The 25,242-nt window shown below is 61.9% G+C and carries 30 protein-coding genes; 19 read left to right on the top strand and 11 right to left on the bottom strand.

Annotation, left to right across the window (positions count from 1 at the left end):
- Positions 1-4: 4 nt before the first annotated feature.
- The 4 genes from AC1DLT_RS10805 to AC1DLT_RS10820 all read left to right on the top strand — a co-directional run bounded on the left by AC1DLT_RS10805 (position 5) and on the right by AC1DLT_RS10820 (position 4,006).
- A complete protein-coding gene (locus AC1DLT_RS10805; RefSeq protein ID WP_477486725.1) occupies positions 5-1,033 on the top strand; it encodes a sensor histidine kinase in 1,029 nt (342 codons plus the stop codon).
- A 263-nt stretch (positions 1,034-1,296) separates the two neighbouring features.
- Positions 1,297-2,580 (top strand): hemolysin family protein, encoded by a 1,284-nt coding sequence (locus AC1DLT_RS10810; RefSeq protein ID WP_477486726.1) that lies wholly within the window; start codon positions 1,297-1,299, stop codon positions 2,578-2,580.
- Entirely contained in the window at positions 2,577-3,179 is a 603-nt protein-coding gene (locus AC1DLT_RS10815) for a 5-formyltetrahydrofolate cyclo-ligase (protein WP_477486727.1), read from the top strand. Before AC1DLT_RS10810 ends, AC1DLT_RS10815 begins: the two co-directional genes overlap by 4 nt.
- A 2-nt stretch (positions 3,180-3,181) precedes the next feature.
- A complete protein-coding gene (locus AC1DLT_RS10820) occupies positions 3,182-4,006 on the top strand; it encodes a TIGR00282 family metallophosphoesterase (protein ID WP_477486728.1) in 825 nt (274 codons plus the stop codon).
- A 10-nt stretch (positions 4,007-4,016) separates the two neighbouring features.
- On the opposite strand, the gene AC1DLT_RS10825 is transcribed toward AC1DLT_RS10820, so the two are convergent.
- Together AC1DLT_RS10825 and AC1DLT_RS10830 are read right to left on the bottom strand one after the other, a co-directional pair.
- Positions 4,017-4,343: an HNH endonuclease gene (locus AC1DLT_RS10825; protein ID WP_477486729.1), complete on the bottom strand. Its 327-nt coding sequence runs from the start codon at positions 4,341-4,343 to the stop codon at positions 4,017-4,019.
- Complete coding sequence (locus AC1DLT_RS10830; RefSeq protein WP_477486730.1) at positions 4,343-4,942, bottom strand: hypothetical protein; 600 nt, start codon at positions 4,940-4,942, stop codon at positions 4,343-4,345. Before AC1DLT_RS10830 ends, AC1DLT_RS10825 begins: the two co-directional genes overlap by 1 nt.
- Positions 4,943-5,145: 203 nt before the next feature.
- Here AC1DLT_RS10830 and AC1DLT_RS10835 point away from each other — a divergent pair, with 203 nt between their 5' ends.
- Entirely contained in the window at positions 5,146-7,077 is a 1,932-nt protein-coding gene (locus AC1DLT_RS10835; protein WP_477486731.1) for a DEAD/DEAH box helicase, read from the top strand.
- Between the two features lie 120 nt (positions 7,078-7,197).
- On the opposite strand, the gene AC1DLT_RS10840 is transcribed toward AC1DLT_RS10835, so the two are convergent.
- A complete protein-coding gene (locus AC1DLT_RS10840) occupies positions 7,198-7,929 on the bottom strand; it encodes a dienelactone hydrolase family protein (protein ID WP_477486732.1) in 732 nt (243 codons plus the stop codon).
- 200 nt (positions 7,930-8,129) lie between these two features.
- Here AC1DLT_RS10840 and AC1DLT_RS10845 point away from each other — a divergent pair, with 200 nt between their 5' ends.
- On the top strand, positions 8,130-8,975 hold the full coding sequence (locus AC1DLT_RS10845) for an MBL fold metallo-hydrolase (RefSeq protein ID WP_477486733.1): 846 nt from the start codon (positions 8,130-8,132) through the stop codon (positions 8,973-8,975).
- A 24-nt stretch (positions 8,976-8,999) separates the two neighbouring features.
- Here the strand turns inward: AC1DLT_RS10845 and AC1DLT_RS10850 are convergent, their stop codons facing one another.
- Positions 9,000-9,512, bottom strand: coding sequence for a pyridoxamine 5'-phosphate oxidase family protein (locus tag AC1DLT_RS10850; RefSeq protein WP_038544913.1), 513 nt, complete (start codon positions 9,510-9,512; stop codon positions 9,000-9,002).
- Between the two features lie 179 nt (positions 9,513-9,691).
- Between AC1DLT_RS10850 and AC1DLT_RS10855 the strand changes: the two genes are divergently transcribed.
- Positions 9,692-10,438, top strand: a complete 747-nt coding sequence (locus AC1DLT_RS10855) for a YebC/PmpR family DNA-binding transcriptional regulator (protein WP_038544911.1) — start codon at positions 9,692-9,694, stop codon at positions 10,436-10,438.
- 68 nt (positions 10,439-10,506) lie between these two features.
- Here AC1DLT_RS10855 and AC1DLT_RS10860 read toward each other — a convergent pair whose 3' ends face one another.
- The 3 genes from AC1DLT_RS10860 to AC1DLT_RS10870 form a co-directional block, all read right to left on the bottom strand.
- A complete protein-coding gene (locus tag AC1DLT_RS10860; protein WP_477486920.1) occupies positions 10,507-12,099 on the bottom strand; it encodes an inorganic phosphate transporter in 1,593 nt (530 codons plus the stop codon).
- 86 nt (positions 12,100-12,185) lie between these two features.
- Positions 12,186-13,193 (bottom strand): LLM class flavin-dependent oxidoreductase, encoded by a 1,008-nt coding sequence (locus AC1DLT_RS10865; protein ID WP_038544909.1) that lies wholly within the window; start codon positions 13,191-13,193, stop codon positions 12,186-12,188.
- 130 nt (positions 13,194-13,323) lie between these two features.
- Positions 13,324-14,736, bottom strand: coding sequence for a methyl-accepting chemotaxis protein (locus AC1DLT_RS10870; protein WP_477486734.1), 1,413 nt, complete (start codon positions 14,734-14,736; stop codon positions 13,324-13,326).
- 191 nt (positions 14,737-14,927) lie between these two features.
- Here AC1DLT_RS10870 and ruvC point away from each other — a divergent pair, with 191 nt between their 5' ends.
- From ruvC to AC1DLT_RS10925, 11 genes are all read left to right on the top strand, one after another.
- Positions 14,928-15,437 (top strand): crossover junction endodeoxyribonuclease RuvC, encoded by a 510-nt coding sequence (gene ruvC, locus AC1DLT_RS10875; RefSeq protein WP_038549578.1) that lies wholly within the window; start codon positions 14,928-14,930, stop codon positions 15,435-15,437.
- A gap of 55 nt (positions 15,438-15,492) precedes the next feature.
- Positions 15,493-15,753: an AbrB/MazE/SpoVT family DNA-binding domain-containing protein gene (locus AC1DLT_RS10880; protein ID WP_247032162.1), complete on the top strand. Its 261-nt coding sequence runs from the start codon at positions 15,493-15,495 to the stop codon at positions 15,751-15,753.
- Complete coding sequence (locus AC1DLT_RS10885) at positions 15,734-16,150, top strand: type II toxin-antitoxin system VapC family toxin (protein WP_477486735.1); 417 nt, start codon at positions 15,734-15,736, stop codon at positions 16,148-16,150. Before AC1DLT_RS10880 ends, AC1DLT_RS10885 begins: the two co-directional genes overlap by 20 nt.
- A 12-nt stretch (positions 16,151-16,162) precedes the next feature.
- On the top strand, positions 16,163-16,780 hold the full coding sequence (ruvA, locus tag AC1DLT_RS10890; RefSeq protein ID WP_038544898.1) for a Holliday junction branch migration protein RuvA: 618 nt from the start codon (positions 16,163-16,165) through the stop codon (positions 16,778-16,780).
- Positions 16,781-16,837: 57 nt separating this feature from the next.
- On the top strand, positions 16,838-17,173 hold the full coding sequence (locus AC1DLT_RS10895; protein ID WP_247032166.1) for an AbrB/MazE/SpoVT family DNA-binding domain-containing protein: 336 nt from the start codon (positions 16,838-16,840) through the stop codon (positions 17,171-17,173).
- Complete coding sequence (locus AC1DLT_RS10900; RefSeq protein ID WP_477483122.1) at positions 17,136-17,495, top strand: PIN domain-containing protein; 360 nt, start codon at positions 17,136-17,138, stop codon at positions 17,493-17,495. Before AC1DLT_RS10895 ends, AC1DLT_RS10900 begins: the two co-directional genes overlap by 38 nt.
- On the top strand, positions 17,492-18,532 hold the full coding sequence (gene ruvB, locus AC1DLT_RS10905; protein ID WP_247032168.1) for a Holliday junction branch migration DNA helicase RuvB: 1,041 nt from the start codon (positions 17,492-17,494) through the stop codon (positions 18,530-18,532). Before AC1DLT_RS10900 ends, ruvB begins: the two co-directional genes overlap by 4 nt.
- Complete coding sequence (locus AC1DLT_RS10910; protein ID WP_477486736.1) at positions 18,533-19,429, top strand: metallophosphoesterase; 897 nt, start codon at positions 18,533-18,535, stop codon at positions 19,427-19,429.
- Between the two features lie 4 nt (positions 19,430-19,433).
- Positions 19,434-19,946: an NUDIX hydrolase gene (locus tag AC1DLT_RS10915; RefSeq protein WP_477486737.1), complete on the top strand. Its 513-nt coding sequence runs from the start codon at positions 19,434-19,436 to the stop codon at positions 19,944-19,946.
- 145 nt (positions 19,947-20,091) lie between these two features.
- Positions 20,092-20,247, top strand: coding sequence for a hypothetical protein (locus AC1DLT_RS10920; RefSeq protein ID WP_477486738.1), 156 nt, complete (start codon positions 20,092-20,094; stop codon positions 20,245-20,247).
- Entirely contained in the window at positions 20,240-20,605 is a 366-nt protein-coding gene (locus tag AC1DLT_RS10925; RefSeq protein ID WP_038544885.1) for a hypothetical protein, read from the top strand. The genes AC1DLT_RS10920 and AC1DLT_RS10925 overlap by 8 nt, the downstream gene beginning before the upstream one ends.
- Here AC1DLT_RS10925 and AC1DLT_RS10930 read toward each other — a convergent pair.
- The 3 genes from AC1DLT_RS10930 to AC1DLT_RS10940 form a co-directional block, all read right to left on the bottom strand.
- Complete coding sequence (locus AC1DLT_RS10930; RefSeq protein ID WP_477486739.1) at positions 20,589-21,476, bottom strand: NAD-dependent epimerase/dehydratase family protein; 888 nt, start codon at positions 21,474-21,476, stop codon at positions 20,589-20,591. The two genes, AC1DLT_RS10925 and AC1DLT_RS10930, sit on opposite strands and share 17 nt — an antisense overlap.
- Positions 21,473-22,285: a glycosyltransferase gene (locus AC1DLT_RS10935; RefSeq protein ID WP_477486740.1), complete on the bottom strand. Its 813-nt coding sequence runs from the start codon at positions 22,283-22,285 to the stop codon at positions 21,473-21,475. The genes AC1DLT_RS10930 and AC1DLT_RS10935 overlap by 4 nt, the downstream gene beginning before the upstream one ends.
- A 285-nt stretch (positions 22,286-22,570) precedes the next feature.
- Positions 22,571-23,791, bottom strand: coding sequence for an NAD-dependent epimerase/dehydratase family protein (locus AC1DLT_RS10940; protein WP_477486741.1), 1,221 nt, complete (start codon positions 23,789-23,791; stop codon positions 22,571-22,573).
- 122 nt (positions 23,792-23,913) lie between these two features.
- Between AC1DLT_RS10940 and ybgC the strand changes: the two genes are divergently transcribed.
- Positions 23,914-24,381, top strand: a complete 468-nt coding sequence (gene ybgC, locus AC1DLT_RS10945; RefSeq protein ID WP_477486742.1) for a tol-pal system-associated acyl-CoA thioesterase — start codon at positions 23,914-23,916, stop codon at positions 24,379-24,381.
- Between the two features lie 7 nt (positions 24,382-24,388).
- On the opposite strand, the gene AC1DLT_RS10950 is transcribed toward ybgC, so the two are convergent.
- Entirely contained in the window at positions 24,389-25,075 is a 687-nt protein-coding gene (locus AC1DLT_RS10950; protein ID WP_051899797.1) for a lysozyme inhibitor LprI family protein, read from the bottom strand.
- Positions 25,076-25,242 lie beyond the last annotated feature (167 nt).

A 25,242-nucleotide genomic window follows, 5' to 3' on the forward strand; every position in this document is an offset into this window, starting at 1 on the left:
CGTGATGCCGCAAACCATACTCTATGTCGATGATGATCTCGCGCTTGCCAGATTGGCAGAACGCCATTTCGCGCGGGCTGGTTATCAGGTGATCCACGCCGTTGATGCCGCATCGGCAATGGCGGCGGTGGAAAACGGCGGTATCGACGCGATCGTCCTCGACCATTACCTGAAGACCGGAACCGGGCTCGACATCCTTCACAAGCTGAAAGACCAGGACTCGGTCATTCCGGTGATCTACGTCACCGGTTCCAGCGACGCGACGATCGCCATCGATGCGCTGAAGAGCGGCGCATCCGACTATGTCATCAAGACGGTCGGTGAGGAGTTCTGGCCGCTGATGGAAAGCGCGATCGCGCAGGGCATCGCCAATGCCGAATTGCGGCAGGCCAAGGAAAAGGCCGAGCAGGAAATTCGCCTGGGCAAGGAACGCGCCGAGGTTCTGCTCGCCGAGGTTAATCACCGCGTGGCCAACAGCCTGGCGCTGGTCGCGGCACTCATCCGCCTGCAGGTATCCAGCAGCAAGAGCGACGATGTGAAGGCCGCTCTTTCCGAGACGCAGGCGCGCATCAGCGCGATCGCCGGCATGCATCGCAGCCTCTACACGTCCGACGACGTCCGGCATGTGGAGATGGACAAATATCTGGGCACGCTGGTGCGTGAGGTCCAGGGCTCCGTCAACGGCGATGGGGGACCGTCGATCCGCCTCGATGCCGAACCTTTGTCGCTGACCTCCGATCGCGCCGTCTCCGTCGGCATGATCGTCACGGAACTGCTCACCAACGCGCTGAAATATGCCTATCCGGCCGGCACCGAGGGCGAAGTGCGGGTGCTGCTCAAGCGTCAAGACGAGGGCAATGCGCTTCTCGCCGTCGAGGATGACGGGATCGGCTGGCGCGAGGGCGACGTGCCGAAGGGAACCGGGCTCGGCAGCCGCATCGTCAAATCCATGGCCGCGACGCTCGGGTCGACGATCCATTATGTGCCCTCTCTTTCCGGCACCCGCGCCGAACTGACGGTCAGCCTTCAGTAGTTGCGGCGACAGCGACCGGGTCACGGCTTCCGCGGTGCAAACCCTTCATTTTGTTCCAACCATTGCAATGCCCGCATGACGACCCTATGATTTACGCATGCGAGTGAAGGTGCATAGCTCCGAGAACCGGTCCCGGTTTTCCGAACTGTGCGTGAAGCATCGCCGACGAAGCGCTCCGGCGCGGTCGTATGGATGCGGGCCGCTCCCTGGGGCGGCACGTTCGTTTCGCGTGCAGGCATATTGTTCCAATTAAAGAGCTTCTCTTGTTAACCGAAATACTCATCGTCATCGCCCTCACCGTTTTGAACGGTGTCCTCGCGATGTCGGAACTTGCCGTCGTCTCCTCCCGCCCCGTGCGGTTGCGGATCATGGCCGAGCAAGGCAATCGCGGTGCCGCCACAGCCATGCGGCTTGCGGAAGATCCCGGCCGCTTCCTCTCCTCCGTCCAAATCGGCATCACGCTGGTCGGCGTGCTGTCCGGTGCATTCTCGGGCGCCACGCTCGGCGCGCGATTGACCACCTGGTTCGAGGCGCAGGGCATGGCGGACAATCTCGCCGACTGGCTGGGCGTCGGCACCGTCGTAGTCATCATCACTTATCTGTCGCTGATCGTCGGCGAACTGGTGCCGAAGCAGATCGCACTGCGCGCGCCGGAAGCGGTTGCCGCCCGTGTCGCGCCCGCCATGAAAATGCTGGCGACCGTTGGCGCGCCGATCGTCTGGTTCCTCGATATTTCCGGCCGAATCGTCCTCAGCCTGCTTGGCCAGAGGGGCGAGTCGGGCGACCGGGTCACCGACGAGGAAATCCGCACCGTGCTTGCCGAAGCCCAGAGCGCCGGCGTGATCGAGACGGAAGAATCCGCCATGATCTCAGGCGTCATGCGGCTTGCCGACCGCACCGCGCGCGGCCTGATGACGCCGCGGCGCGATGTCGAGGTCATCGATATCGAAGACAATTCGGATGAGATCCGCGAACAGCTGCGTGCCACGCAGCGTTCCCGGCTGCCGATCCGCAACGGCAGTTCCGACGAAATCCTCGGCACGCTGTTCGTCAAGGACGCTTACGACTTCATCGCCGGCGGCAAGATGCTGGATATCCGCGGCATTATGCGCGAAGCGCCCGTCGTCTCGGACCTCACCGGCGCGCTCGACGTCATCCAGGCGCTGCGCCGCGCGCCGGCCCATATGGTGCTCGTCTACGACGAATACGGCCATTTCGAAGGCATCATCACCTCGGGCGACATCCTCGAGGCGATCACCGGCGTGTTCCAGGAGGAAAACGACGAAGAACCTGCGATCGTATCGCGCGACGACGGTTCTTTCCTGATCGCCGGCTGGATGCCGGTCGACGAGTTCTCCGACCAGATGGGGTTTTCGCTCGGGGACGATCCGGGCTACGAGACTGTCGCGGGCTTCGTGCTCGACGAGATGAAACGCCTGCCGGAACTCGGCGAGAGTTTCACCAAGAACGGCTGGACCTTCGAGGTGATCGATCTCGACGGCCGCCGCATCGACAAGCTGCTGGTCAAGCGGTCGGACAAGGTATGACGGACGGCTTGAAGACCAAGGCGGAGCTTCGTGCCGCGCGGCTTGCCGCACGGGATGCCATTGCGCCGGTCGAGCGCATCGAGAAGAGCCTTGTCATTGCATCGCACGGGGCAGAGGCAATCCGCATCGAGCCCGGCGCGATCGTTTCGGGCTTCCTGCCGATCCGCTCGGAAGTCGACGTGCGGCCGCTGATGGCGCATCTCAGGGACCGCAGCGCGCGGCTCTGCGTGCCCGTCATCCTCGACAAGAAAACGATTATCTTTCGCGAACTGGTGCGCGGCGCCGATCTGGAGCCGGGCGTGTTCGGCACCTTCGGCCCGGGGCCGGACGCTGCCGAGCTCGAGCCGCAGGTGATGCTGGTTCCGCTTTCCGCGTTCGATGCCGGCGGGCACCGGATCGGCTATGGCGGCGGTTATTACGACCGGGCGATCCACCGCCTGCAGCAAAAAGGCCTGAACCCGAAGCTGATCGGGATTGCCTTTGACTGCCAGGAAGTGGCATCAGTTCCCTTTGAACCTCACGATATCAGACTAGACGCTATCCTGACGGAGAGCGGTTACCGGCCCTTCGAAGACATGGGCCGCGCACAGATTGGATAAGAATGCGCCTTTTGTTCCTGGGTGACATGGTGGGCAAGACCGGCCGCGTGGCGGTGTGGGAAAAGCTGCCCGGCCTCGTCGCCGACCTGAAGCTCGATTTCGTCATCGTCAACGGCGAGAATGCCGCCGGCGGCTTCGGCATTACCGAGGATATCTTTCTCGAGACGATCAATGCCGGCGCCGACGTGGTGACGACCGGCAACCATGTCTGGGACCAGAAGGAGGCGGTGAGCTTTGCCGGCCGCCACGAGCAATTCCTGCGGCCCGCCAATTACCCCGCCGGCACGCCGGGCAAGGGATCGGGCATCTTCTACGCCCGCAACGGCGCGCGCATTCTGGTCGCCAACATCATGGGCCGGGTATTCATGCATCCCGAGCTCGACGATCCCTTCAAGAGCGCCGAGGCGATCCTCGCCGCTGCTCCATTGAAGGAACAGGCGGACGCGATCATCTTCGATTTTCACGCGGAAGCGACCAGCGAGAAACAGTGCTTCGGGCATTTCGTCGACGGCCGCGCCAGCCTGGTGGTCGGCACCCATACGCATGTGCCGACAGCCGATTTCCAGATCCTCAACGGCGGCACCGGCTACATGTCGGACGCCGGCATGTGCGGCGATTACGATTCATCGCTCGGCATGGACAAGGAAGAACCGCTCAACCGCTTCATCTCGAAAATGCCGAAGGGCCGTTTCGAGGCGGCGACCGGGCCAGCGACGATCTGCGGCCTTGGCATCGAGATTTCCGATACGACAGGGCTTGCAGAAAAGATCGAGCCGCTCCGGATCGGGCCGCGGCTTGCGGAGACGATCCCGTCGTTCTGGCGGTAAAGCTTCGACGTCATCGGCGGCGGTTGCTGCGCTTTGTGCCGTCGTAGAAGCCGGGCGGTTTTTTCGCGACCCATTCGGTGAATTTGCGGATCTCGGGATGGTCGAGAAGAGCCTCGATCGTCGAGTATGACTTTTCGAGTTCCGCCTCGCTGAACAGGGCATGGATCTGCCGGTGGCAGATGCGGTGGAGAAATTGCGTCTGCCGCCCACCCCGGCTCTTGGGGACGAGATGATGCTCATCGCGCTGATCATCGGGGATCAGCCGATTGCACAAGGGGCATATTTCCGGTTCCGGCCGCTCGTACCACGAGACGACGTCTTGTTTGTGCTTTCTCATCATGGTTCACCGGCGCGGATCATCCACCTTTCGAATTCCGCGGCAGTCTTGACGCTATCGTCGAGCACCGCCTCGTAGACAAGCGCACTCGGGGCCGGCTTGCGATCCTTCGGCGTGTTGGCGGCGAATTCGGTCTTGATGACGAGGATGGTTTCCCGCACCTTGTCGGTCAAGCGGGGCAGCAGCGTCTTCAGATGTTTCAGGTCGGGCTGGCGGTCCGGCTGGTCGATGAACCAGATGTCGAGATTCCAGTCTTCGCCCGTCTGCGGCCGGTAGGTGAGGCCAAGATAGAGGCCGTCCGGGTAGTTTTGCGGGTCGATATTCCAGAGGCCGCTGTCGTTGCGGTAGCGCATGGCGCCGACGCGGTTGTCGAGCATCAGTTCGCCGGCGATCTCGGCGACGGTTCGGCGGGCGGCTGGGTCGAGCCTCTCGCAGACCACGGTGATGTCGATATCGCGGCGGACCATGAGGCCGAGTGCCGAGCTTCCGACCCGGACCGGATTTCCGGCCAGGCGCAAGGCATTCTCGAGGCCGAGGGCGCTGACAATCGCGTCGGCCTGAGCCTGCAGTTCGGCCTGCTTTTTCAAAATGCCGGACATGACCTTCTCCGCCTGGGTCCTCCCCACCAATGGAAGATTACGTCAGATATTAAGCTTTTGGCGTCAATAGCGGCCTTGATCGGGGCCTCGCGCTGACATGCTCTTTGACATTTGCGCTGCAAATAAGTAGGAACGGCGCAAGTTCGGCTGCGAGTGTTGCAGCCACAGCGCTTTGTGCGCGAAAATCCGAAAGACAGATTTAGATGACCGATTACAACGGCGCCGTCCCGGCGATCGCCAAGGCGTTGGCGAAACGGGGCTATGTAACGCTGACCCCCGTCCAGAAATCCATGCTCGACCCGGCTCTCATCCATTCCGATGCGCTGGTTTCGGCGCAGACCGGCTCGGGCAAGACCGTTGCCTTCGGGCTCGCGATCGCGCCGACTCTGCTCGGCGACGCGGAAAAATTCGGCCCGGCGCGGCAGCCTTTGGCGCTCGTCATCGCTCCGACCCGCGAACTGGCGATGCAGGTCACCCGCGAGCTGGAATGGCTTTACGAGATGACCGGCGCGGTCATCACCAGCTGCGTCGGCGGCATGGACATCCGCAGCGAACGGCGCGCGCTGGAGCGCGGCGCCCATATCGTCGTCGGTACGCCCGGTCGTCTCTGCGACCATATCCGCCGCAACGCGCTCGACATGTCGGCCCTCAAGGTGGCCGTGCTCGACGAGGCGGACGAGATGCTCGATCTCGGTTTCCGTGAGGATCTGGAATTCATCCTGGAATCGGCGCCCGACGATCGCCGCACTCTGATGTTCTCGGCAACTGTTCCGGCCGCGATCGCCAAGCTTGCCAAAAGCTACCAGCGCGACGCGGTGCGCATCGCGACCTCTGCCGAGGAAAAGCAGCATGTCGATATCGAATACCGCGCGCTCGCCGTTGCGTCGGCCGACCGCGAAAATGCGATCATCAACGTGCTTCGTTATTACGAGTCGACCAACGCGATCGTGTTCTGCTCGACCCGCGCCGCCGTCAACCATCTGACGGCGCGGTTCAACAACCGCAATTTCGCCGTCGTGGCCCTCTCCGGCGAGTTGACGCAGAACGAGCGGACCCATGCGCTGCAGGCGATGCGCGACGGCCGTGCCCGCGTCTGCATCGCGACCGACGTCGCCGCCCGCGGCATCGACCTGCCGGGTCTCGATCTCGTCATCCATGCCGACCTGCCGACCAACCCGGAAACGCTGCTCCATCGCAGCGGCCGCACCGGCCGCGCCGGACGCAAGGGCATCAGCGCCCTGATCGTGCCGGTCAATGCACGCCGCAAGGCCGAGCGCCTGCTTGGCGGCGCCGGCATTTCCGCCACCTGGGCACGCCCGCCGTCCGCCGAAGAGGTGATGCGGCGCGACGACGAGCGTCTGCTGGCCGATCCGATCTTTAGCGAAAATCCGCGCGAGGAAGAACAGGATCTCGTCGCCAAGCTGGTCGAGAGCCACGGCGCGGAAAAGCTGGCGGCCGCGTTCGTCAGCCTTTACCGCACCAAATATTCCGCCCCCGAGGATCTGATCGAGATCTCGGTGCAGCAGGATGCCCGCAAGCCGCGCGAGCGCGCCGGCGAGGGCGATTTCCCGATGACCCCGCGCCCGTCTCGCGACGAGTTCGGCCCCGCAGTGTGGTTCTCGCTGTCGGTCGGCCGCAAGCAGAATGCCGAGCCGCGCTGGCTGATCCCGATGCTCTGCCGCAACGGCAACGTCACCAAGCGGGAAATCGGCGCAATCAAGATGCAGCAGGACGAAACCTTCGTCGAGATCGCTGCCGACCACGCCGACGCCTTCATGCAGGCTGTCGGGAAGGACAAGGCGCTGGAGCGCGGCATCCGCGTTACCCGGCTGACCAGCGCGCCGGACCTCAGCCGTCCCGCGCCGGCCAAGCCTTACGTCAAGAAGTCCTACGACGATCGTCCGAAGGAGCCTCGTGGCGACGACTGGGCGAAGGGCAAGCCGAGGAAGAACACCTCCAACGCGGCTGGCCCTGGCGGCCCCAAGGCAGCCGAGGCACGCGACGGAAAGCCCTTCGCCAAGGATGCGAAGCCGTTCCGCAAGGACGCGCAGCCCTTCAAGAAAGACGACAAGCCTTTCAAGAAGAAGGACAAGCCGAAACTGGCCAACAGCAGCAATTTCGAGCGCCGGAAGTAAAGCTGGACGCTGCGCAAACCCTGTCTGAGGTGGTGCTGCGTCACGGACTGGAATGCTGAACGTTCAATGAGATCAGGGGGCGGCCCGAAGCCGCCCCTCTGTCGTTTCGGTGGGGTCGTCTCAGAGGGTCTCTTCGAACAGCGTCAGCAGGCGCTTGAAGTGACGTTCGGAACCGTCCTTGTCGTAGATGCTGTGGTCTGGCACCGTCCAGCCATGCGCCATGCCGACATAATTCTCGATCGTGTGGTCGACGCCGCCGGTGCGAAATGCTTCGGCGAGCCGAGCCGACTGCTCCGGCGGAAAGCTGTTGTCGACGCCGGCGACGCCGACATAAACGCGTGCCTTGATCCGGTCTGCCAGCCTGTGCGGGCTGTCTTCGGCGTCGCTTGCGAGATTGCCGCCATGGAAGCTGGTGGCTGCCTTGATGCGTTCCGGATAGTAGGCCGCGGCGGTGATCGCCCGGCCGCCGCCCATGCAGTAACCCACGGCGCCGATCGCGCCGGTGGCGCCTTCGGAGGTCAACGCTTCGATGAAGGCTTCTCCATCCTCGGCGGTGAGCGTCTGGGGCGTGGCGCGCATCAGGGCCATCAGCTGCGCCCTGGTGGCTTCTTCGCTGAAGGCCGTCTTCGCATCGAACGGGCCGTAGGCGCCCGAGCGATAGAATAGGTCCGGAATGAGCACGGTATAACCGGCATCGGCGATGCGCTGGCCCATCCAGCAGAGCGCTTCGCGCGGGCCGAAGGCATCCATGTAGAGGATGACGCCCTTGTCGGTTGCAGCACCGTCTGCAGGCTTGATGACGGCGGCTTTGGCCGTGCCGTCCTTCGTCTTGATCTCAATCTCGTGCTTCATGAAATATATCCTCTTGCACTTCCGATGCGGAATGGCGGTGAGACCGGCGCGCGCCGCCATACCTTTCAATAGTCAATTCCATGACCTCGACCAATGACAGAATTGTGAGGCGGCCTTAGACACTTCCCGCTGGACCGGTGTTTCGCATTGCCGCATGTTTTCGCCGGGAATGAGCATGAACGCAGTTCTTTGGGATCAGCATGATGCTACGGGCTCTAGCACTCGGTCTTTCCGGTCTGCTTCTCTCCGCCTTCGCCGCGTTCGCCCAGGACGGCCTGCCTGTCAGCCAGTGCCAGGCGATCGCCCAGAAGCTGCCCGGTGTCACCTTTGCGAGCTTCAACCCGTCCGGCTTGCAGTTCGCCCAGGCAAAAAAGAATTTGGCGCTGGCCGACAGGGAAGAGGTGAAGATCACCTTTGTCGGCCATTCCACCTATTTCATCGAAACCCCTGAAGGGGTCGGCATCGCCACCGACTATAGCGGCGCCTATCGCCCCTCGCGGCTGCCGGACGTGGCAACGATGAACAAGGCGCATTCCACCCATTTTACGCTGAGCCCCGATCCCGGGATCAAACATGTGCTGCACGGCTGGAGCGATGTGCCGGGGGAAAAGGTGCAACACCGTCTGATTGTGGGGGATGTCTACATCCGCAATGTCATGTCGGATATCCGCAACTGGGGCGGCGGCATCGAGGAAAACGGCAATTCGATCTTCATCTTCGAGGTCGCGGGCCTCTGCATCGGCCATCTCGGCCACCTGCATTTCGAGCTGAACGAGGCCCAGTATACCGAGATCGGCCGCCTCGATATCCTGATGGTTCCGGTCGACGGCGGCCTGACGATGGGCGCGGACAGCATGAGCCGGGTGGTGCAGCGGCTGCGGTCTTCGCTCATCCTGCCGATGCACCGCTGGGGGCCGCCGCTCGACAATTTCATCGCCATGTTCGACGCCAAGTTCGACATCGCCTATGCCAAGGATAAGACGATCCGGGTGTCGATGCGCAGCCTGCCGAAAAAGCCGACGATACTGGTGCCACAGGGGCTCTGATCAGCCCAGCGGCCTTATTCTCGTTCAGTGGAACTGCGGGAAGGCGAGGTGCTGCTTGACGCCGACATCCGGCATCTTCTCGTCCTTCAGATTGGCCTTGGCGATTTCCCAGCCGAATTTCAGCGTACTGTCGGTGGAGGCCCAGATTTCCGCGTCGTCGACCTTGAAGGCGAGCAGGGTCAGTAGCGGGTCTTCCTTGCCGCGCTCGTACCAGGCCGAGGTCACGGCGCTCCAGTATTCGTCGATCTTGGCGCGGTCGTTACGGATCTCCAGCGTGCCGGAAAGGCAGGCGTGGTAGTCGTGGTTCTTGCCGACGACGCAGAAATGCGCGCGGCTGCCGGCGCGGATGGCGCGTACAAGATCCGTATCACTCTTGGTGAAGAACCAGATCGTGCTCGATTTCGGATCGGCATTCGGCGCCATCGGCTGGAAGTGCATATGCGAGCCCTCGATGCCGAGCATGCCGGCATGGATGTTGTTGATCTCGTCCCAGAGCTGGCGTTCGGGCGCTTCACGGGCTTCGGTAAGGCTTGCCATCGATTGTCTCCTTGTTGTTCATCTGCGTGAACAAACAGCAAGGCTTTGGCTTTGTTCCTGCTTGTTTCGGCGAGGCGGCATCAGAAAAGCCTCGTCTTACCCAGGAAATGCCCTTGAATGGCTCCGGCTTCGAAATTATAAGGCGCCATTCCAGAACAAGTTAAAGTGTCAGGGGTGCCATGGCTGGCCATTCACAGTTCAAAAACATCATGCACCGCAAGGGCAAGCAGGATTCGATCCGGTCGAAGATGTTTTCCAAGCTTGCGCGCGAAATCACCGTTGCCGCCAAGACGGGTCTGCCTGATCCGACCATGAACGCGGCGCTTCGCCTGGCGATCCAGAACGCCAAGGCGCAGTCGATGCCCAAGGACAATATCGACCGGGCGATCAAGAAGGCTGCCGGTTCCGACGGAGAGAACTACGATTCCGTCCGTTACGAAGGTTACGGCCCGGGCGGCACCGCCGTCATCGTCGAGGCGCTGACCGACAACCGCAACCGCACGGCCTCCAACGTCCGCTCGACCTTCACCAAGGCTGGCGGTGTACTCGGTGAAACCGGCTCGGTTTCCTTCTCCTTCGACCATGTCGGCGAAATCACCTACAAGGCGAGCGTCGGCGATGCGGACAAGGTGATGGAAGCGGCGATCGAGGCTGGTGCCGACGACGTGACCACCGACGAGGACGGCCACACGATCATCTGCGCGTTCGAAAGCCTCGGCGAAGTGTCCAAGGCGCTCGAAGCGACGCTCGGCGAGGCCCAGACCGTCAAGGTGATCTGGCGGCCGCAGAACACGATCGAGGTGGATGAGGAGAAAGCACAGTCGCTGCTGAAGCTCATCGACAACCTGGAAGACGACGACGACGTGCAGAGCGTCTATTCGAACTTCGAAGTCTCCGAAGAAGTCATGGCCAAGCTTTCGGCCTGAATTTAGAGCCGATCTCGATACAAAAACGGCACCCGATCGGGGTGCCGTTTGCATTTCAGGGCTCACGCTCAGAAGATCTGGCGCAGGGCCACGTAGAGTACGAACGCGATAGCGATCGAGGCCGGCAGCGTCAGCACCCAGGCGAGCAACATGTTGCGCACCGTCGACCACTGCAGTCCCGACCCGTTCGCCGCCATGGTGCCCGCCACGCCCGACGAGAGCACATGGGTGGTGGAGACCGGCAGGCCGAGATGGTCGGCAGCACCAATCGTCACCATCGCGACGACTTCCGCCGAAGCACCCTGGCCATAGGTCAGGTGGGTCTTGCCGATCTTCTCGCCGACCGTTACGACGATGCGTTTCCAGCCGACCATGGTGCCGAGGCCAAGCGCCAGCGCGACGGCGACCTTGACCCAGAGCGGGATGAACTTCGTGGCGTTGTCGACGGCCTGATGGTAGGCCTTGACGGCGTCGAGATCAGCGCCTTGCATCGGCAGCAGCTTGTTCTTACCGATCAGCTTCAGCGCCTCGCCGATCAGATAGACGTCGTTGCGGATGTTGCCGACCAGCGAGGTCGGAACCGCTTCGAGCGTCGGGAATTTCGAGATCTGCTCGCTTGAGGCGTGGATGAACCGCTGTAGCGCCAGCGTCGTCGTGTCGTTCCAGGTCTTGTTCTTGACCGCATTGGCGACTTCCGCCCGGGCGTTGGTTACCGTGACCCCCGGCTTGACGTATTTCTGCAGCGCCGTCTCGACATTCGTCGAGGCCTGTTCGTAGGCATGCAGGTATTGCGCATCGGGGGTGCGGTTGAGCGCAAAGGCGGTCGGTACAAGGCCGATCAGGATGAGCATGATCAGGCCCATGCCTTTCTGGCCGTCGTTGGAGCCGTGCGCGAAGCTGACGCCGGTGCAGGTGAAGATCAGCAGGCTGCGGATCCACAAGGGTGGCGGCTTGTTGCCCTTCGGCTCTTCGTAAAGCGCCTTGTTGCGGACGAGCACCTTCATGACGAGAAGGAGGATCGCCGCAAGCCCGAACCCGATCAGGGGAGAGATCAGCAGCGACAGGCCGATATTGCTCGCCTGCGACCAGTCGACGCCGCTGGTGGCGGTGCCCTGCGGCGCCAGGAACTGGTTCGCCAGGCCGACGCCGATGATTGAGCCGATCAGCGTATGCGAGCTGGAGGAGGGCAGGCCGAGATACCAGGTGCCGAGGTTCCAGATGATGGCGGCGACGAGGAGCGCGAAGACCATCGCGAGGCCAGAGCCGGAACCGACCTGCAGGATCAGTTCCACCGGCAGCAGCGCCAGGATCCCGAAGGCGACCGCGCCACTTGAGAGCAGCACGCCAAGGAAATTGAAGAAGCCCGACCAGACGACTGCCAGTTCCGCCGGCATGGAGCGGGTGTAGATGACGGTTGCCACGGCATTGGCGGTATCGTGGAAGCCGTTGACGAACTCGAAGCCGAGCGCGATCAAAAGCGCAAGGCCGAGCAGCGCCCAAGGAACCGAACTGGCGACCGAAAGGTCGTTCGCCAGCGCGTACCCGACATAACCCAGGCCGCCGATCAGCACGACGCCGAACAGGGGAATGAACCATTTTCCGAGTGAACTCGGGTTTTCCAGAGGGTGGTAGGACGCAGAAACACTGGGTTTGGAAGCGATGGCGTCTGTCACGTTTCGGTACTCCGCGTTTGCCAGGATTAACAAAAGCTAACTCTGGTCGGTGAACCTCTTGTGACGCCCGCTTCCTAGGCGGGGATGGGCTGCTTCTCCATCATCGGCAACGTCGCGAACAACTCGACCGAGCGCAGTCGTGCGTCGACATCGTGGATCGGCATCGAGATGATCAGTTCGTCGGCGCCGGTTTCCCGCAGGAAATCCCTCAGCTTTGCCTCGACCGTCGCAACCGAGCCGACCGCCGCGTAACGCAGCGTGTGCTCGACGTTCATCTTTTCCATCGGCGTCCAGAAACCTTCCATGCTATCGAGCGGTTTCGGGAAGCGGGTGCGGACGTTCTTGCGCAGGTTGACGAACTGCTGCTGCGACGAGGTGAAGGCGCGCTCCGCTTCGGCATCCGTTTCCGCCGCGACGCCCATGACGCCGACCATCATGTAGGGTTTATCGAGTTGGAGCGACGGCTTAAAACGGTCGCGGTAGATCGAGATCGCTTCCATCAGCATGTCGGGCGCAAAATGCGAGGCAAACGCATAGGGCAGGCCGAGGGCGGCTGCGAGATGGGCACTGTAAATGCTCGATCCGAGCAGCCAGATCGGCACGTGCGCATCCATGCCCGGCACGGCAAGCAGGCCCTGGTCCTTTTCCGGCGTACCGAGCAGGCGCTGCAGCTCGAGGATGTCATGCGGGAAACTTTCGGCGCCGGCATCGAGATTGCGGCGGAGCGCGCTTGCGGTGCGCATGTCGGTTCCCGGCGCCCGGCCGAGACCGAGATCGACGCGGCCGGGCAACAGCGCTTCCAGCGTGCCGAACTGTTCGGCGATGACCAGCGGCGAATGATTGGGCAGCATGATGCCGCCGGAGCCGACGCGGATGGTCTTGGTGGCAGCGCCCACATGGCCGATGACAATCGCGGTTGCGGCGCTGGCAATGCCCGGCATGCCGTGATGTTCGGCGAGCCAGACCCGTTTGTAACCCTGCTCCTCGGCCTTGATTGCCAGGCGGCGGGACTGGTCGAGCGCATCGCTTACGGAATAACCTTCACCGACGGGTGAAAGATCGAGAATGGAAAAGGGGATCATCGGCACGTCCTGGAGGCGGAATAACTGACAGAGTGTTCCACTTATCTAGGCAGGCACGTCCAGAAATACGACCCCGAGGTCGACAGAAAAGCGCCGCTCGAAAGAGTCGTGACCGACGCCCCCTCCGACATCACGATTTGACCAGCCGCAGGTGCGAACCGGGTTTTGCGGGTTTGAGGCTTTCCGGCACCGTCACTCCTCCCGCGTTGAGGATGGTGACGGGCGTGAAACGTCCCGCATGGTGGTCGATCGTACCGATCTCGTGGTTCATGCGGCCGAGCTTCGCCGTCAACGCATCGAGCGCCCCGATCTGGTCTCGGCTCGCCTTGGCAAGCGTCGTCATCGTGGTCCTGACGGCTGCGATCGCTTCGATCTCCTTGCCAGAGCTTGCCGCAAGCGCCGCCACGTGGCGATCAACGGCGTCCGCATAGATCGTGATCGCATCCAGCTCTCCACCGGCCTTCTCGACGGACTTGCCGCCGAGTTCGGCCGCTTCCGCCGACCTGCGTGACAGGCCGGAGATGTCCTTGGCGGCCTCTGCGGCGCGCTCTGCAAGTCCGCGGATTTCCTCGGCCACGGTCTTGAAATCGACCTCGGCCTCCCCCGAATGAGCCGCTTCGACGCCGGCATTGAGAGCGAGCATATTGGCCTGGAAGGCGATCTCCCGGATGTTGGCTGCGGCGGGCTCGATCTTGAGCGATGCCTTGCGGATTGCTTCCATCGCCACCGTTGCCGCTTGCATCATCTCCTTCGGCGGGCGCAGGTCGAGCCGGGCATTGTGGGCGATGTCGGCCGCGTGCTGTGCCTGCAGCTTTCTCGCCTTGAGCGTTTCGGCAAGCGAACCGACATCCGCGGCGGTCTTGGCGATGGCTGCCGTCAGGCGGCCACCGGCCTCGGCCGTTGCCGCCATGTCGGCGCAGGCCTCGGCACAGTCCTTATGAAGGTCGCGGGCGCCGCTGCCGATCATTCCGAGCACGTCTTCCAGGATTGTCAGGGCGTGGTTGAAATCGGCGCGCAAGCCCTCGTATCTGTCGGGGAACGGCATATCGATCCGGACGGTAAGATCGCCGACCGCCAGGCGCCGCAGGCCGCCGTCGAGCGCTTCCACCACGGTCTTCAGATCGTGTGCCTCGTCTCCGGCGGCCTCGAGGTCGCGCATGCGGGTTTCAGCCGCAGCCGTCTCCTGCCGCTCGCGCTCTTCTTCGTCTTCGACAAGGCGGGTGAGATGGTCGCGGCAGAGCCGCTCCAGCGCCCGTGAGATGGATCCGATTTCATCTGTGCGGGCCAGATGCTCGCGCGGCACCGCCGTCTTGCCGGCGGCGATCTCCGAGACGGTTCCCGCGATTGTCCGCAACGGATTGATGAGCGCGCCGGCAAGCGAGATGGTGACGAGGGTCAGCGTTATCAGCGACGCGGCGATGCCCAGCATTTCGAAAGGCGTCAGTCCGTCGGCGACATAAAAGAGGAGCCCGGCGAGAATCCCATTCTGCGTCAGCACAAGCCCGATCACCTTGACGGAAAGGGAATGATATTTGCCTATCATGGCTGCCTCCTCACATTGCGTTCAAGCCGCGATTTGCAACGCGCGAGGCGCCGGGGCGTTGCCGACCGGCGACCCGAAAGGGAGCAAACCTTCCCGATATGGTTACCCGTAGGTTAACGGCGCAGCGTTCGCGTTTTCGGTTTGTTCACATTATCGTGGCACTGGTTGGGGCATCAGGATAGGGTATGGGCATGACAGGCACGATTCGCATCATCGGCATCGATCCGGGGCTTCGACGCACCGGCTGGGGCATTATCGAGACGCTCGGCAACAGCCTGAAATTCGTCGCCTCGGGCACCGTGACCTCCGACGGCGACCTGGATCTCGCCTCCCGTCTCTGCCAATTGCACGACGGATTGGCGGAAGTGGTGCATGCCTACCAGCCGCACGAGGCGGCCGTGGAGCAGACCTTCGTCAACAAGGATGCGGTCGCAACGCTGAAGCTCGGCCAGGCGAGGGGCGTCGTCATGCTGGTGCCGGCACGGGCCGGGCTGCCGGTCGCCGAATATGCGCCGAACGCCGTCAAGAAATCGGTCATCGGCGTCGGCCACGGCGAAAAGCAGCAGATCCACATGATGTTGAAGATCCTGATGCCGAAGGCGGAGTTCAAAGGCAACGACGCTGCCGACGCGCTGGCGATTGCCATCTGCCACGCCCATAACCGCGGTGGCCAGCGCATGCGCGCCGCACTCGCCGGCTAGTTTGTTCTTGACTTGTTCTGGTTTGGCCGATAAGTAATACCTCAGAGGTATTACCATGCGCGTCACCGAAAAAGGCCAGGTTACGATCCCCAAGGAAATCCGCGACCGATTGAAGATCGGACCGGGATCGGAGGTGGATTTTGTCGTGTCTGATGACGGCGTGAGGCTTGTCAGGCTCGACGACAGCAGGCAGGACTACAAGAGCTTCGAAGAATGGGCGGACAGCGTCAAAGGCACCTGGGATCTCGGCGGCATGACGACCGATGAGTACATCGACTGGCTTCGGGGACCGCGCGATGACCTCGACCGTCGTTGATACGAATGTGCTGATCGATATGCTTGGGCCTGCCACTCCGGCGCGGAACTGGTCGCTCGGTGCATTGAAACGATGCGCGGAAGAGGGCGAACTTATCCTCAACCCGGTCATCTGGTCAGAACTGTCGGCATCGYCGCTGAGTGAGCTCGAGATCACCCTAGCATTCGGCTGGCTCGGTATGAAGCGCGAGACCCTGTCTTATGATGCGGCGTTCCAGGCGGGCAAGGCGCATTTTTCCTACCGCAGGTCCGGCGGACTTCGCGAACGAACCCTGCCGGATTTCCTGATCGGCGCCCATGCCGTGGTCCGTTCCCATCGTCTCCTGACCCGTGATGCAGCCCGTTACCGCGCCTATTTCCCTTCGCTCGACATCATCTCCCCCGAAACCCATCCCTGACGGACATCTTTCATGATCGGCAAGCTCAAAGGCACTATCGACGAGATCGGCGACGACTATGTGCTCGTCGACGTTCATGGCGTCTGTTACGAGGTCTTCTGCTCGTCGCGGGTGCTGTCGAAGATGGGTTCGGTCGGCGAAGCGGTGGTGTTGTTCATCGAGACCTATGTCCGTGAGGATCAGTTCAAGCTTTTCGGCTTCCTGAGCGCGCTGGAGCGGGAATGGTTCAACCTGCTGCAGAGCGTGCAAGGCGTCGGCGCCAAGGTGGCGCTCGCGGTGCTCTCGACCCTGACGCCGTCTGAGCTCGCCAACGCCATTGCCCTTCAGGACAAGACGACGGTTTCGCGTGCGCCCGGCGTCGGGCCGAAGGTCGCGGTGCGTATCGTCACCGAACTCAAGAACAAGGCGCCCGCTTTTGCCGGCGAGGCTTCGGGCAATATCGGCCTCAAGCAGGAGCTCGGCGAGGGGGTTGCCGCAGCGCCGGTCGCCGATGCGGTCTCGGCGCTCACCAATCTCGGTTATTCGCGCGACCAGGCCGCGAATGCGGTTGCAGCAGCGCTCAAGAACGGTGGAGAGGGGGGCGATAGCGCCAGACTTATCCGGCTGGGGCTGAAGGAACTGGCTCGGTGATTCCTTGCTTTTTCCAGAATCCTTACTAAGATAAAAATGTAAGGAATGGAGGTGCTCATGGGCTACGGCGCAAAATTGACCTCTAAAGGTCAGACGACAATTCCAATCGAAATCAGGAAATATCTCAATCTTAGTCCCGGTGATCAAATGGACTTCATCATTGAAAATGGTGAGGTCAAATTAAGGGCCAAGACGCGGAGCGTCATGGAGTTTGCGGGTATTCTCGGCCATGCTCCCAACGGCGTCCACTTGACCGTCGAAGAAATGAGCGACGCCGCGGCGCAAGCGGCGGCAGATGATGATCGGAGGATCATGCGTGATTGGCATCGATACGAACGTACTCCTCCGGTTTCTGATGACGGACGACCCGAAACAGTACGAAAGCGCAGTTGAGTTCTTTCGTTCAAGATCGGCAGAAAATCCGGCTTATATCTCGCTCTTCGTTTTCGCCGAAGCATGTTGGGTCATGCGGAAAAGTTACGGCTATAAGAACCAAGAGATTGCGTCCGTGTTTCGAGGACTATTGGAAAGCCGAGAGCTCGTCTTTGAGGATTCGGATTTCATAGAGACCATGTTTTTGGCCGATGGCTTCGGCAAGTTCGACGTCGCAGACTATTTGATCGCTGAGCTCGCAAAAAGAATTGGCTGTTCAAAAACGGTGACTTTCGACAAAACTGCTGCACGATATGTACCCGGAATGGAACTTCTCGCATGAGTGAACCCGCCCGCCTGATAACGCCGGAAAAGCGGGGCGAAGACCTGGATATGACGCTGCGCCCGCAGTCGCTGGACGAGTTCACCGGCCAGGCGGAGGCGCGAGCCAACCTCAAGGTCTTCATCGAGGCGGCGAAGAACCGTGGCGAAGCGCTGGATCACGTGCTGTTCGTTGGTCCGCCGGGGCTTGGCAAGACGACGCTGGCGCAGATCATGGCCAAGGAACTCGGCGTCAATTTCCGCTCGACATCCGGCCCGGTCATCGCCAAGGCTGGCGATCTTGCGGCCCTGCTCACCAATCTCGAAGAGCGGGACGTGCTCTTTATCGACGAAATCCACCGGCTTAACCCGGCAGTCGAGGAAATCCTCTATCCGGCGATGGAGGATTTCCAGCTCGACCTGATCATCGGTGAAGGTCCGTCGGCGCGATCGGTGAAGATCGACCTTTCGAAGTTCACGCTGGTTGCCGCCACCACCCGGGCCGGTCTGCTCACCACGCCGCTGCGCGACCGGTTCGGCATTCCCATCCGGTTGTCCTTCTATACGGTCGATGAGCTGGAATTGATCGTCCGGCGCGGTGCGCGGCTGATGAGCCTTTCGATGACCGATGCAGGCGCCCGCGAGATCGCAAGGCGGGCCCGTGGAACGCCGCGCATCGCCGGGCGGCTGTTGCGCCGGGTGCGCGATTTCGCCGAAGTGGCGAGAGCCGAAGCGGTGACGAAGGAGATCGCCGACGAGGCTCTGACCCGGCTGCTGGTCGACAATATGGGTCTCGACCAGCTCGATAAGCGGTATCTCAACATGATCGCCGTCAATTTCGGTGGCGGGCCGGTCGGCATCGAGACGATCGCCGCCGGCCTGTCGGAACCACGCGATGCGATCGAGGACATCATCGAACCCTACATGATCCAGCAGGGTTTCATCCAGCGCACGCCGCGGGGCCGCGTTTTGACCGCAAATGCGTGGAAACATCTCGGACTCCAGCCGCCCAAGGATCTCGAGGCGGCGCAGTTCCGGATGTTCACCGAGGATGATTGATTGATTTCCCGCCGCGGGTTCCTGACGTCTTTTACGGGCGGTGTTGCGGCGTTTCTGGCGCTGGCCGGCTATGCGGTGGCCGAGCCGCTGGTGCGGCTAAGGGTCGCCCGGAATGCGCTGACGCCGCCCGGCTGGACGCCGGGGCTGAAGCTTCGGATCGTCGCGCTTGCGGATTTCCATGCCTGCAAGCCCTGGATGCCCGTCGAGAGGATCGCCTCGATCTGCGAAGCCGCCAATGCGCTTGAACCGGACGTCATTCTGCTGCTCGGCGATTATGTTTCCGGCATGCGCTTCATCACCGATCATGTGCCGCCGGATGCCTGGGCCGGCGCGCTTTCGAGCCTGAAGGCGCCGCTCGGTACCCATGCTATCCTCGGTAATCACGACTGGTGGCAGGACAGCGAGGTTCAGGCGAGCGGCGAGGGCATCCCGTTTGGCCGCAAGGCGCTGGAAGCAGCGGGCATTCCCGTCTACAGCAATCGGGCGGCGCGGTTCGAGAAGGATGGCCGGCCTTTTTGGCTGGCCGGCATCGAAGACCAGATCGCCCTTCTTCCGGACGAAAAAACCCGCCATTGGACGCGCGGCAAGGATGACCTTCCGGCCACATTGGCGCAGATAACGGATGATGCCCCGGTCATCCTGATGGCGCATGAGCCGGACATCTTTCCAACCGTACCGGATCGCATATCGCTCACCCTCTCCGGTCACATGCATGGCGGGCAGGTGCGGCTGTTCGGTTGGGCCCCGATCGTTCCTTCCCGCTACGGCAGTCGTTATCTCTACGGGCATGTGCAGGAAAGCGGCCGCAATATCATCATATCGGGCGGACTCGGCTGTTCCGGCCTGCCCGTCCGCTTCGGCGCGCCGCCCGAAATCAACGTGATCGATCTGGGATAATCACATGGCAGGCCGCACTCGCATCCGCATCAAGACGAAGAGCAAGCGCATTTTCCAGATGCGGATCGCCGGGCTCGGGTTCCGGGACGGTCATGTGCTGGTGCACCGCGCCGTGGACGAGGCATTCTGGACGTTTCCCGGTGGGCGGGCGGAGATCGGCGAGACCTCGGAAGAGACGCTGAGACGCGAGATGGTCGAGGAGATCGGCGTCGAGGTGACGATCGGGCGGCTGCTCTGGTCGGTCGAGAATTTCTTCCACTACGAAGACCGCGACTGGCACGAGCTCGGTTATTATTACCTGATGGATATCCCGGAGACGTTTCCGTTTCATCCGACGGACATCGTCCATCGGATCAAGGACGAACACGATCTGGAATTCAAATGGGTACCGGCGACAACCGAGGCTCTCCGGGCACTCGACATCCCGCCTTACTTCATCGCCGAGGAGATCGAGAACCTACCGGTCAGTCCGCGCCATCTCGTCTGGCGCGACGGCGATCTGGATCTGAAATCCTAGTTCGCCTTTTGGGCATTCCAGCGGGTTTGAAAGGCCGCGGCCGTGGATCGTCGGCTGTCGTGCCAACTGACGCCTGAGCCGCCCTGGCGTGCCGGCTGGAACATCTGCGCATTGCTTTCCGTTTCTCCTGCGAAAGGAGAACGTCATGCGGAAGATCGAGATCGGAAACAAGGTCGGACGGACCTGGGGGCGAGCCGAGGCCAAGGGCAAGACGATCAAGCGCAAGGCGGATGCCGATGAGCCCGCGTTCCTCATCCGCGTTCTCCAGAGTCAGTCCGAGCTGAGGAAGACCCATGGATAGCGAAATCCCGGATCACATCCCGCCCGCCGAGGTGGCGCAGGCCGCCGAAAAAGGCTTGAAGCTCCGCTCCCAGTACCGCCGCGGCGGCACGATGGTTGGGGTAGCGCGAGCCCGCGACCTCAAGAACCGCAAATCGATCTCGGAAAAGACGGTGCGGCGGATGGTGAGCTACTTCTCCCGCCACAAGGCGGACAAGCGGGCCGAGAATTTCGGCGACGACGACAATCCGTCCACCGGCTACATCGCCTGGCTGCTCTGGGGCGGCGATGCGGGCCAAAAATGGGCCGAGGAGCATAAGAAGGCGATCGAAAAGGCAAAGAACGACGCAAAGATGCGGCGCTTCACGCAGTCGCATTGAGAGTGGCTGCAAGATCCGCGATCGTCTGCCGCAGGAGCGGCGCGCCGCCCGGCTGCCAGCCGAGTGCCCTCAGTTTGTCCGTCGACATGACGTTGACGATGCCGCGATCTGCCGGGGGCGGCAGGTTGTGATGAGATACCGGCAGATGGCTGAGGATTTCAGGCGTATCGGTCAGAACGTCCGATGCGTTAAAGGCGTGGCCGGCGATCTTACCGGTCTCTGTTTCCAGCATGAGGCGAACGGCGGCGGCGACATCGCTGCCGTGGATCTCCGTTCCCGCACGCGACGGAACTGGCCGGCCGGCCAGGTAATCCGCAAAGAGCGCGTCCCATTTGTTGGGGCGCAGATTGCCGTAGACGCCGGTGAGCCGGAGAGACGAGGTGGCAAAACCGGGGGCCGAAAGTTCTGCCAGTGCTCCCTCGGTCCAGAGTTTGATCTCGCCATAGAGGCTGCCGGGCTTCAAAGCGAGATCTTCGTCAAGCACCGTTCCTGCCGGTTGTCCGTCATAGACGGCCCTGCTCGAGAGGAAGACAGCCCGGCGGGTGCCCGCCTTCCTGGCTGTCTCGAACAGCTTCACGGTACCGTCGAGGTTCAGCCGCTGGAAGCGATCGGGATCATCGCCTTCGCCGCCGCGGTATTTTCCGGGCAGATGGTCGAATGCCGCATGGACGAAGAAATAGGCCTCGTCGAAGGCGTCGATCTGGTCGAGGGCGGGATCGAGCGAAAGGGACACGAACTCGACGGGTTTGGAAAAGAAGCCGGGCGCTGGCGGATTGCGCCCTCCGACAATGACCGGATAGCCGGCATCAAGCAGACCTTCGACGATGTAGCGGCCGACCAAACCTGTTCCGCCGGAGATCAGCACCTTCATGGCGTTTCTCCCGGTTTCGGCAGCGAGGAGAGGGCGGGGATTTCGCGATCCTCGTAAAATGCATGCCAGAGGTCGATCAGCGGCCGCAGCCGGTCGGCCTTCGGATGATCCTTCTCCCACGGCTTCTCATACTGGTAATGCAGCACGCCGATGCTCTCCCAGTTCCAGAGGTCGGGCATGTTGAACCAGACGTATTGCAGCATGTTCATGAAGACCGGCAGGCCGTGCCAATCCGGGAAGAAGGTTTCCAGAAACGTCTGGTCGGTGCGCCGCCAGAAGGCGTCCGGCTGGTCGAGCGTCGCGAGCATCCTGTAAAATGTCTCGGCAGACGGTTTGGCGACGAAGACGCCGGAGTTCAGGCGGTGGAAGTCGGAGAGGTTTTCGTAGACGTTCGGGGCGGCCGAGAATTCCGGATAGGCAAACAGCTTGTCGATCGGCTTCAGCGCCAGCGCGTCGGCATCGATGAAGACGCAGGTTTCGTATTCGATGAGCTGCCAGAGTCGAAGCTTGCAGAAATTGTCGAGCGGCGTGTGAAAGTCCGGTTTGCGGCCTTTGGTGAAGGGCGCGGCGCCATGCAGGTTTCTTCGCGCATGCCGGTCGTTGAAGGCTTCGGAGAGGGGCAGATGTTCGACCTCGACCAACCGGCAGCCGAGGGTTTCGAGCGGGGCCAGCGCTGAGCGCTCGACGCCGCCGGTGTGGAGGACGACGATATCGGCCTCAGTGCCGGTGCGGCGGATGGAGCGGGCCAGCGCGGTGGCGCCCATGGAGTAGTCGGCATTGGTGACCAGGGTGACGAAGGCGTTGGTCATGAGGCAGACTTCCGTAGGATCAACGCTGTTGTTCCGCAGCCCCCCTCATCCGCCTGCCGGCACCTTCTCCCCGGTGGGGAGAAGAGGTATGCCGCGCGCATTTCCTTCAACCAAATGCGCCGGCAGATGGGGTCGCGGCCCATCCGCGAATCTCTTCTCCCCTCGGGGAGAAGGTGCCGGCAGGCGGATGAGGGGGCCCTACGGCACAACCTTCCGACTATCCGCACAGCAGGCCTGTTTGATAGGGAAGGCCCCGACGGGCGATGCGGCGCAAACCTCATTTCTTCACGACACCGACTTCAACCTCACACCCTCCGGGTCATGTTCCACCTTCGCAGCAATGTCTCTCGTCCAGGCGGAGACGGCGGGAACGCGTGATCTATCAACGCGGTAGGCGTATTTCTTCGCGACGTCGACGATCTCGCCCAGCAGTCCTTCGCCGAGCGTGGTCGGTTCGAGGCCGAGGCCGAGGAATTTTTCGTTCCTCACCACCAGCTCGTTTTCCGGCGCTTCCTTGCGCGGGTTCGGCAGCCAGGCGATCCTCGAACCGGTCATTTTCGAGATCATCTCGGCAAGATCGCGCACCCGATGGGTCTCGGTCATCTGGTTGAAGATCTCGACGCGACTGCTCCGTGCCGGCGGATTGGTCAGTGCGATCTCGATGCAGCGGACCGAATCCTGGATGTGGATGAAGGCGCGGGTCTGGCCGCCGGTGCCGTGGACGGTGAGCGGGTAACCGATCGCCGCCTGGATGAGAAAACGATTCAAGACCGTCCCGTAATCCCCGTCATAGTCGAATCTATTGATCAGTTGCGGGTGGCGGCGGGTCTGTTCGGTGTGGGTGCCCCAGACGATGCCCTGGTGCAGGTCGGTGATCCGCAATCCGTCGTTCTTCGCGTAGAACTGGAAGAGTTGCTGATCGAGGCATTTGGTCATGTGGTAGATCGAGCCGGGATTGCTCGGATAAAGGATCTCCTGGGAAACGGTGCGGCCGTCGGCCGTTTCGATGCCGACCGGCAGGTAACCTTCCGGAATGGCGGCGCCGACCGTCGAATAGCCGTAGACGCCCATCGTGCCGAGATGCACGAGATGCGAGTCGAGATCGAGTTCGACCAATGCATTCAAAAGGTTATGGGTGGCGTTTACATTGTTGCTGACGGTGTAGTTCTTGTGCCGGTCGCTCTTCATCGAGTAGGGCGCGGCTCGCTGCTCGGCGAAATGGATGATGGCGTCCGGGCGATGTTTCGAAAGCCAGCCCTTCAGGAGTTCGTAGTCCTTGGCGAGGTCGATCAGATGGAAATGAATACGGCGTCCGGTCTCGGCATGCCAGATGCGGGTGCGTTCCTGGATGCTGTCCATCGGCGTCAGCGACTGGACGCCGAGTTCGGTGTCGATCCAGCGGCGGGAGAGGTTATCGAGGATGTGGATCTCATGGCCGGCGTCCGACAGGTGAAGCGATGTCGGCCAGCCGACGAAGCCGTCGCCGCCCAGGACTGCAATCTTCATGAGTTACTCTCCGCTGGTTTTCGACTTATTTCCTGATAGGGAGGATATGTGACAGCACGTCAAAACTGGGGCGGCATTGCGCGCTTATCCAGTGGAGTAGCGGAAATTTCCAAGGCAAGGCCATGAAGGAATACAATTTTTTGTTATCGGGCGAGTTGATGGAAGGTGGCCATCGGCTGGCCCAGCGCGTCTATTATGAAGACACGGATTTTTCCGGCCTCGTCTATCACGCCCGTTATCTGCACTTCCTGGAGCGCGGCCGCACCGACTATCTGCGCTGCCTCGGCTGCGAGCAGAGCGCGCTGCTTTCTGCCGACGAAGAGGGATTGGTCTTCGTCGTCCACCGGATGGAGATCGACTTCAAGCAGCCGGCCCGCATGGACGATATCCTGGTCATCCAGACCGTGACGGAAAAGGCGGGCGGCGCCAAGATGGTGCTCAACCAGGAGATCCGCCGCGGCGAAACGCTGCTGATCGCCGCAAAGGTGGTGATCGCCGTCATCAACAGGCACGGGCGTCCGCGCCGGCTGCCGGAGAGCGTGGCGGAAAAGTTTCTCGGGCGCCCGGCCGAGCAGGTCAGTCCGGTTTAGACGGGACCTACGGGCCGCCGCAGGCATGCTGCGAATCGGCCATTGCCCAGCTCTGTCCGGTGCGTGCGTTGGTGACGAAATATTCCCGGCCCCGGTCGTCGCCCGCCGGGCAGCGTTTGGGAGTGGAAATCAGGCACATGGTTACTTTGTCGCCAGGCTTGGAGGCGATCAACGCCTCCTCGCGGGCATAGGAAACCTGGTAGCCTTTGTTGGCATATTCGATGCCGGTTCCGGAGTTGTAATCCTCGTCCTTGACGGGATCCTGGCCGACCCGCGGATGGACGGCAGTCACGTTGGTGACGGCGCATTGGCCGATCTTCTGCGGAAGGGTCGGCGAGGGTTTGGCCCGTCCTGCCGCGATTATATTGGCGGTAACGTCCGCGGGAATGCTGTTGTCGCCGCCGAGTTTCCCAAGGATCGCTATATAGGTGCTGAGAACGCAGGATCGGTCGGAGCCGCAGGCTGAGCGGTCGCTGGTGAAGTCACGCAGCGTCTTGCGGGTCTCCGCCTTGTTGTCCTTTTCGGCCTTTTCCTGGACCCTGGGAAGCACCGTGTCCAATGCCGAAAGGAGCGGGTCGTTACAGACTATCCGTTCATCGGGCGAGGGGACACCCTTGCAATCGAACGAGCCGGCGTGCGCCGACGTGGCGATCAACATCGTCAAGGCTATCGTCACCGCACGCCACATGGTCATTCCCCAAAAATCCGCTTCCACAGGTGTGCTACTCCCTGAATGAGAAAAAACTAAGTTGCAAGTCACCGGTTTTCCTTGTTCCAACTTGAAGTGATCTGCGAACTGGCAATTGCAAGGCCGCTCTAAACCATTCGTTAACGATAATGGTGTCTTACTGAGCATTGAGG

Source organism: Neorhizobium sp. 05N33 (genome assembly GCF_056397445.1).